The following is a 1,543-nucleotide window of genomic DNA, read 5'->3' as shown; positions in this document are numbered from 1 at the left end:
GTCTTGCCGATAACCGAAACCATGTTGACGAGCCAATCAGGCACCAAGCCCGAAACCTCGCCATGCGTCCCTGCCCAGATGGCGCCAAGGATGATCGAGCCGCTCGCCAGCGTCACCACGAGCGGGTTGAGCTGCAGGTATCGGGATGCAAAGCCGTTTGCCAGACCGATCAGCGTCGCCAGCGCTAGAATGAACACGGCCGCAGCAAAAGCGGAATAGCCGGCGCCGTAAAGCAGCGCGAACAGCACGTTAGACAAGCCGATCACAGCCGGGATCGAAAGGTCGAAGCCGCCGATGACGATCGTCAGGGTCTGGCCGATCGAGGCGATGCCAAGCAGACTGGAAAGCAGCAGAAGCGACAGCAGGCTTATGACGCTGGCATAGCCGGGAATGAAGACGTTTATGACAAAGAAAAGGATGAAGGCGAGGAGAAACGGGGCCAAAGGCCCGGCCACTCGTTGGATGGTCTTGAGGGACAAGTCGGTCAAAGTGCGACTACCATTCATACCCGACGGGTGTGATCCTTTGAAAAGCAATGCCGCGCACGATGCGCAACTCCCTTATGGGTGCCCGCGCTGAACGCGAGCACCCATCGTGGTGCATTTCACTGCGGCTGGGCGTTGGTCGAGACGATCTCAACCTTGGCTCTCGGCTCGCCGCCGGTGAAGAACTGCTCGAAATACGAGTCCGGCACGAGGTGCAGGTCCTTGCCGTTGGCGAAGCAGGTGCTTTGCACGGTCATGGAAGCGTCGTAGTAGTCATTGAAGTTCTCCGCCGTGATGCTGGGCAGCGGCATGAAGATGGTGTTCACCTTCGGTTTTTGCCCGGCCATCATGTGCAGTGCAGGAATGAAGGCGGAATAGGCCATCGGACCGCCATCCTGGACAAAGGTGTTGGCGGTGAGGTTCTTTTCCTTCCAGTAAGCAAGCAGGCTGCAAAGGTTGGTGACTTCGGTGATGATCGGAAGCGCACGGCCCGACTGCTCGAACGCTTGGCCCACGCCAACGCCCATATTGCCTGTCGAGAACACAGCGTGCACAGGCTCAGGATGCGTCGCCAGGAACTTCAGCACCTCGGTTTTGGCCACCGACCCGGTCCACATGCCAAACAGGCTGCCGGCGACCTTAATGTCGGGAAACGCCTCGACGGCCTTCCGGAAACCTGTCTCCTGAGCGACCGTGTTCGCGGTCCCGGGCTGTCCGTTCATGATGAGGGCGGTACCTTTGCCGCCCAATTGCTTGGCGATCCACTCACCTTCGTACTGACCGCGATAGTAGGGATTGGTCGCTACGTTCAGCGCTTCCGGGCAGGTGACCGTCGAGTCGATGGTTACGAAAAGGATGCCCTTGTCGAAAGCCTCCTTGATGCCCGCGCAAAGGCCGGTCGCAGACCCCGGATAGCTCATGATCAGGTCACAGCCCTGCGCGATCTGCGCCTTCAGCTGCGTGAGCTCGAGGTTGATGTCGCCGTTAGAGTTCGTGACGTTGAGTTCGGGTTCAGCGAGGCCTTGATCGGCCAATTGCTTGGTCAGCGCCTTCAGCTC

The 1,543-nt window shown here is 59.3% G+C and carries 1 protein-coding gene and 1 pseudogene; both read right to left on the bottom strand.

The genetic code is table 11. The features are described 5' to 3' along the window. Positions 1-443 (bottom strand): annotated as a pseudogene (locus tag EN906_RS33735) (ABC transporter permease); the annotation flags it as partial. Positions 444-604: 161 nt separating this feature from the next. After that, on the bottom strand, positions 605-1,543 hold a 939-nt coding region (locus EN906_RS33730; protein ID WP_164777591.1), incomplete at its 5' end, for a substrate-binding domain-containing protein.

The organism is Mesorhizobium sp. M7A.F.Ca.CA.004.06.1.1, assembly GCF_003999135.1.
In the GTDB taxonomy this organism is placed as follows: Bacteria; Pseudomonadota; Alphaproteobacteria; order Rhizobiales; family Rhizobiaceae; genus Mesorhizobium.
This window is presented reverse-complemented; position numbering and strand designations above follow the sequence as displayed.